At 64.4% G+C, this 5096-nt stretch carries 5 protein-coding genes and 1 pseudogene; 3 read left to right on the top strand and 3 right to left on the bottom strand.

Annotation, left to right across the window (positions count from 1 at the left end; all coding sequences use genetic code 11):
- The 3 genes and pseudogenes from EOA60_RS18015 to rfaD all read right to left on the bottom strand — a co-directional run.
- Positions 1-286: pseudogene (locus EOA60_RS18015) on the bottom strand (lipopolysaccharide heptosyltransferase I); the annotation flags it as partial.
- A complete protein-coding gene (waaF, locus tag EOA60_RS18010) occupies positions 283-1290 on the bottom strand; it encodes a lipopolysaccharide heptosyltransferase II (protein ID WP_095823240.1) in 1008 nt (335 codons plus the stop codon). The pseudogene EOA60_RS18015 and the gene waaF, both read right to left, overlap by 4 nt.
- Positions 1263-2213: an ADP-glyceromanno-heptose 6-epimerase gene (gene rfaD / locus EOA60_RS18005; RefSeq protein ID WP_095801637.1), complete on the bottom strand. Its 951-nt coding sequence runs from the start codon at positions 2211-2213 to the stop codon at positions 1263-1265. Before rfaD ends, waaF begins: the two co-directional genes overlap by 28 nt.
- A 316-nt stretch (positions 2214-2529) precedes the next feature.
- Between rfaD and EOA60_RS18000 the strand changes: the two genes are divergently transcribed.
- The 3 genes from EOA60_RS18000 to rfaE1 form a co-directional block, all read left to right on the top strand.
- Positions 2530-2889, top strand: coding sequence for a thioesterase family protein (locus tag EOA60_RS18000; protein ID WP_206522109.1), 360 nt, complete (start codon positions 2530-2532; stop codon positions 2887-2889).
- A gap of 47 nt (positions 2890-2936) precedes the next feature.
- Positions 2937-3569 carry a LysE family translocator gene (locus EOA60_RS17995; RefSeq protein ID WP_095823238.1) on the top strand — a complete coding sequence of 211 codons (633 nt, stop codon included), beginning with the start codon at positions 2937-2939 and terminating at the stop codon, positions 3567-3569.
- A gap of 147 nt (positions 3570-3716) precedes the next feature.
- Positions 3717-5096, top strand: a 1380-nt coding sequence (gene rfaE1, locus EOA60_RS17990; protein ID WP_128311687.1) for a D-glycero-beta-D-manno-heptose-7-phosphate kinase, incomplete at its 3' end; no start/stop codon positions are given.

Below are 5096 nucleotides of genomic sequence, written 5' to 3'. Positions count from 1 at the left end.
GCCCCTGTGCATCGATAACCAGGTCATAGCGGCGCGAGCGAAGCGCACGTCGCAGGCCGGCCATCTCGCGCCATGTGCCGCCGTCGAACGGCTTCTTGCGCCAGCGCCGGAGCGCCACCTTGTGGATGGTTCCGATCGCCGGATGCAAGGCGACGACGGCGGCAAAGGCCTCTTCCACGCACCAGTCGAAGCTTATGTCCGGGCGATTGCGGAGCGCGTCCTCGACGGCCGGGAAGGTGTGGATGACATCGCCCATCGATGATGTCTTGACGATGAGAACCCTCATGCGGTCGCAGGAATTTCAAGCAACCGGTCGGCGGCGGCGGCGACCCGCGCGACATCGAGCGTCTTAAGGCAGTTGAGATGGCCGAGCGGGCAGACCTTGCTGTGGCAGGGCGAGCAGGAGAGGTGCAGCCAGATCAGTTCCGAACGATCGGTCAGCGGCGGCGTGTTTTCGGGCGAGGTCGAGCCATAGACGGCGACGATTGGCGTGTCGACGGCGGCGGCCACATGCATAAGCCCGCTGTCGTTCGAGACGGCTAGCTTCGCCGCGGCGATCAGGTCGATGGCATCCTCCAGCTTCGTCCTGCCGGCAAGGTCGACGGCGCCCGGCGCAAGCCTCGCGATCTCGCCGGTAACCTCAGCGTCGTTCTTCGAGCCGAGCAAGGCGACGCCCAGGCCTTTTGCCATCATCCCGCGGGCTAGCTCGGCATAGTATTCGCTCGGCCAGCGCTTTGCCGGGCCGAACTCGGCGCCCGGCAACAGGGTGACGAATTCTTTTGCGCTGAGCCCGAACCGCGCCAGCAGATCGGCCTGATTGGTGAGATCGACGGTGAGCTTCGGCGGGCGAAAAGTGCCGCCGCGCGCCAGGCCGAAATAGGCCCGTGCCGTGCGCCGCTTCACCGCATCGGGCAGCGGGACGATGTCGGTCAGCAGGCCGTAGCGCATTTCCCTCAGATGGCCGACGCGGCGCGGAATTCGGGCGAAGAACGGGATCAGCGCCGATTTCCAGCTCCCCGGCAGCACATAGGCCATGTCGTAGCGGCCGCGCAGCAGGCGGCCGAAGCGCCTGCGGCTGCGGAATTCGAGCGTGCCGGGCATCAGTGGAAAGTCGATCTGGGAGCGTATTTCGGGCATGCGCTTGACCAGGGGCGCTGCCCAAGCCGGCGCGAGCACGTCGATCGCGGCATTCGGATGCTTTTCCTTCAGCGCCGCGAACAGGCACTGGGCCATGACCATGTCACCCACCCAGCGTGGGCCGATCACGAGGATCGTTGGGCTTTCAGCCATTGGACATAGTCTCTGACGCCGGTTTCGACGGTGCGGAATTGGCCATTGTAGCCGGCCGTGCGTAAGCGGGACATATCCGCCTCGGTAAAACTCTGGTAGCTGCCCTTCAGGTGTTCGGGGAAGGGAATGAACTCGATCTCACCCTTGCCGAGCGTGTCGATTACCGTCTCGGCGATGGCGCGGAACGGCTGGGCGCGGCCGGTGCCGCAGTTGAAGATGCCGCTTGAGCCCCGCTTCCATAGCCACAGATTGACGTCGGCGACGTCGCCGACATGGATGAAGTCGCGGCTCTGCTCGCCGGGGCCGAACCCGCCATAGGCGCCGAACAGCTTCGGGTTCTGGCCCTGCTCGACCTGGTTGAACAAATGGAAGGCGACCGAGGCCATGGCGCCCTTATGCGCCTCGCGCGGCCCGTAGACGTTGAAATAGCGCAGGCCGGCCACCTGCGAGTGATCGGTGTCGAAGACATTGCGGCGGACATAGTCGTCGAACAGCTTCTTCGAATAGGCGTAGACGTTGAGTGGCCGTTCGAATTCGGGCTCTTCGCGAAACTCGCTGCCGCCGCCATAGACCGAAGCCGAGGAGGCATAGAGGAAGGGCACCCGCAGCGCCAGGCAGGCGTGCAGCAGGCGCTTCGAATAAGCGTAGTTCACGTCCATCATGAACTTGCCGTTCCATTCGGTGGTGGTCGAGCAGGCGCCCTGATGGAAGACGGCGTCGATGCGGCCCAGCCCGCCATCCTCGAGCCGGGCCGGAAGCTCGTCCTTGTCGAGATAGTCAGCAATGCGGAGATCGGCCAGATTGGCGATCTTGTGGCCGTCGGTCAGATCGTCGACGACCAAGATATCGTCATGGCCTTCGGCATTCAGCGCGGCGACGATGTTGGAGCCGATCATGCCGGCGCCGCCCGTGACGATGATCATCCTTGTGAGCCTTGTTTCGTTGCCGATTCCGGCCCTTATAGGGGAGGCGCGAGCAGGTGTCGATAAAAGGTCCCCGGCTGTGGAGCATCGGCTACGACGAATGTAGGGATGGATCGGCAGAACGGCTCGCGAGATAAGCTCTGGCGCGCCGAACGGTACGTCTTCGATCGAAGCAAGCTATGGTGCCATTGAGGGCTGTGGCATGAGCCGTCGGTGTGCGTTCTTGCCGTTGGTATCAGCCATGACATCCGATTTAAAGCCAGGCCTTCACCACGTTCAAACCCTGCGGGTCGACGACTCCCTGACGGTTCCGGCCATGACAACGGCCTTTGCGAGTTTCGCCGACATGCCGCCGGTTTTCGCCACCGCCTTCATGGTGGGCTTCATCGAATGGGCGTGCGTCGAGGCATTGCGTCCGTTCCTGAGCAGCCATGAGAGAACCGTCGGCACCCATGTCGACGTCAGCCATGTCGCCGCGACGCCCGTCGGCATGACCGTCACCGCCGATGTCGAGCTTGTCGCGGTGCAGGGGCGAAAGCTGCGCTTCAAGGTATCGTGCAGCGACGAGAATGGATTGATCGGCGAAGGTTTCCACGAGCGCGCGGTCGTCGACTATGACAAGTTCATGGCGCGTGTTCTTGCCAAATCAGGGCAGACCGGTTCGTCGCCACAGTGAGGCCGCAAAGCTCCCGCTTCAGTCGGCTCCTATCGTGAGGGATCAAGATGCCGTCGACCGAACTGCTTATCGCCTTTTTCGTCACCACGGCTATCTTCGCCTACATTCCCGGACCGGCCATGCTCTACGCCGCCGCGCAGACCATGGCGCGCGGGCGTTGGTCGGGGCTGACGGCGGCGCTCGGCATCCATCTCGGCGGCTATGTCCATGTCCTTGCCGCCGCAACCGGACTGTCGGTGTTGTTCCACGCCGTGCCGCCGCTTTACATGGCGGTCAAACTTGTCGGCGCGCTGTACCTGATCTGGCTCGGTGTTTCGCTGTTCCGCGCCAAGATCCAGGGAAACGGAACGCTTCCTGCCATCGAGCGAAAATCGGCGCGTCGCGCCTTTTTCGAAAGCATCACGGTCGAGGTGCTCAATCCCAAGACAGCAATCTTCTTCATGGCATTCCTGCCGCAGTTCATCGATGCCTCGGCGACCTTGCCGGTTTGGCTGCAGTTCGTGGTGCTGGGAACCGTCGTCAACCTGATGTTCTCGTCGGCCGACATCGTTTGCGTCTTTCTCGCCGGCGCGATGATTGCGCGCCTGCGGCGCTCCGGTCGCGCGCAGCGCCTTATGCAGCGCGCAGGTGGCGCCGTGCTTGTCGGTCTCGGCGTCCATGTCGCCTTGCAGAAGAGCTGATCCGTCCGGCGCCTTGGCCGTGCGCATACGGCCGCCGTTGCGCTGGCCCCGATTGCGGTATATCGGCATCGCGAAGAATGAAGAGCGCCGGTTTTCCGGCGCTGCAACCCCGATCAAGAACCGTCGTTTTCGGCGCGTGCCAGTGAGATGATCAAGCACCATCTGCCTTCCCCGGAGCCCTTGCATCGCACCATCGCCCACTTCGGCGAGGTCACGGTGCTGGTGGTCGGCGATTTCATCCTCGATCGTTTCGTCAACGGCGTCATCGAGCGGATCTCGCCTGAAGCGCCGATCCCGGTGCTGCATGGGCGGGGCGAGGTGGTGGCCCTGGGCGGCGCCGGCAATGTCGTTTCCAACATCGTTTCACTGGGCGGCGCCGCGATCCCGGTGTCCGTCATCGGCGCCGACCAGGCCGGCGACAATCTCATGCGCATGCTCGGCGATCTTGGCGCCGATACGGACGGCCTTGCACAGCGGCAGGACCGCATGACCTCGTCGAAGAGCCGCTTCAGCGCGCTTAACCAGCAGGTGCTGCGTTTCGACGAGGAGGAAATCAAACCGTTGTCCAGTGGCGAGCGGACGACGCTTGTCGAGCATTTCCAGGCTGCCCTTGCGCGTGCCGATATCGTCATCCTGTCCGACTACGGCAAGGGCATCCTGCTCGACGGCGTGGCGGCCGAACTGATCGCGATCTGCCGCGATGCCGGAAAACCGGTGCTGATCGACCCGAAGGGCCGCGACTATGCGCGCTATGCCGGGGCGACGGCGGTCACGCCCAACCGCAAGGAACTCGGCGAGGCGGTCGGACGCCCGGTCTTCGGCGATGACGAGATCGTCGCTGCGGCACGCGACCTGATTGCCGCGCATGACTTCGAGTTCATCGTCGCGACGCGCAGCGAAAAGGGCATGAGCGTGGTCACCGCGGAGGATGCCCGCCATATCTCCACGCAGGCGCGCGAAGTGTTCGACGTCTCCGGCGCCGGCGACACGGTCATCGCCACCTTCGCGCTGTCGCTCGCCGCGGGCGCCGACCGGGTGCAGGCTGCTACAATCGCCAATGCCGCCGGCGGCGTGGTCGTTGGCAAGCGCGGCACGGCGCGGCTGACAGTGGAGGAGCTTTCCGGCGCGCTGTTCCGCTCGCATGGACCGGTCGCCCACAAGGACGCCATTCTCGACGCCAATGCGGCGGCCAGGATGGTGGCGGCCTGGAAAGAGGAGGGGCTGTCGGTTGGCTTCACCAATGGCTGCTTCGACATTCTGCATGCCGGCCATGTCAGCCTGCTGCACGCCGCGCGCAGCCGATGCGACCGGCTGGTGCTCGGCTTGAACAGCGACGCCTCGGTGCGCCGGCTGAAAGGGCCCGGACGTCCGGTCAACGACCAGCACGACCGCGCCTGCGTGCTCGCGGCGCTCGCCTCGGTCGATGCCGTTGTCGTCTTCGAGGAAGACACGCCGCTCAAGCTGATCGAGGCGCTTCTGCCCGACATCCTGGTCAAGGGCGCGGATTACACGATCGAGACCGTGGTC

It is taken from the genome of Mesorhizobium sp. M1A.F.Ca.IN.020.06.1.1, assembly GCF_004023265.1.
In the GTDB taxonomy this organism is placed as follows: domain Bacteria; phylum Pseudomonadota; class Alphaproteobacteria; order Rhizobiales; family Rhizobiaceae; genus Mesorhizobium.
Note: the sequence above shows the minus strand (reverse complement) of the source record. Positions and strands in the feature narration are given on the sequence as shown.

Excerpts from the sequence above, each read along its gene's own strand:
- rfaD (WP_095801637.1), bottom strand. The coding sequence starts at position 2,213 with ATGATCATCGTCACGGGCGGCGCCGGCATGATCGGCTCCAACATCGTC.
- EOA60_RS18000 (WP_206522109.1), top strand. The coding sequence starts at position 2,530 with ATGACAACGGCCTTTGCGAGTTTCGCCGACATGCCGCCGGTTTTCGCC.
- waaF (WP_095823240.1), bottom strand. The coding sequence starts at position 1,290 with ATGGCTGAAAGCCCAACGATCCTCGTGATCGGCCCACGCTGGGTGGGT.
- EOA60_RS17995 (WP_095823238.1), top strand. The coding sequence starts at position 2,937 with ATGCCGTCGACCGAACTGCTTATCGCCTTTTTCGTCACCACGGCTATC.